A 668-nucleotide genomic window follows, 5' to 3' on the forward strand; every position below is an offset into this window, starting at 1 on the left:
AATTTGCCCGCGAAGCCGACGTCGTATGAAATCGCCACATCCATACGCCCGGTGGTCAGCGCGTCGGCGATATCGGTAAACCTTCCCTCACGCCCCTCGATGCGCAGATCGGTAAAACGGCTTTTCAATCGGTCGAGGGCGGGCGCCAGATACCATGGCGCGATGTCCTCGAAACACCCCAGCACGAAGGGCGTCGCAGCCGCATCCTCCTGTTCGATCCGGCTGGCCAGTTCCAGCACCCCCCGCGCCTTGGCGAGAACGCGGTGGCCGAACGGTGTGATCTCGATCGCGGCGCCCTTCCCGCGCAGGAAGATGGGCTGGCCCAGTCGCCGTTCTACCCGGGTGATGGCAACGGACAAAGACGGCTGCGACACGTGCAACAGCTGGGCCGCGCGGGTCAGGCTTTTCGTATCGGCGACCCCGACGAGGTATTCGTATTGGCGCAGAGTTATATATAGCATCACACTAATAATATTATCGTTAGATATTATTAGACGTTAAATCCTACCTCCCGTATCACCGGTGGCAAAGGAGGATCCAGCCCATGCATGCACTTCTCAGTCAGGACCACATCGACAGTTTCCAGCGCGACGGCGTCGTTCTGATCAAGGGCCTGTTCGCCGATCACGTGGATACCATCCGCAACGGGATAGAGCGGAACATGCACG

1 protein-coding gene and 1 pseudogene are annotated in these 668 nt (G+C 59.1%); one reads left to right on the plus strand and one right to left on the minus strand.

All coding sequences use genetic code 11. The annotated features are described in order from the left end of the window. A partial coding sequence (locus A3764_RS21380) for a LysR family transcriptional regulator (protein ID WP_150122380.1) occupies positions 1 to 461 on the minus strand: 461 nt, incomplete at its 3' end. Positions 462 to 544: 83 nt separating this feature from the next. On the opposite strand from A3764_RS21380, the pseudogene A3764_RS24905 reads away from it, so the two are divergent. Continuing rightward, positions 545 to 668 (plus strand): annotated as a pseudogene (locus A3764_RS24905) (phytanoyl-CoA dioxygenase family protein); the annotation flags it as partial.

It is taken from the genome of Sulfitobacter sp. HI0129, assembly GCF_001635395.1.
Classification (GTDB): domain Bacteria; phylum Pseudomonadota; class Alphaproteobacteria; order Rhodobacterales; family Rhodobacteraceae; genus Sulfitobacter.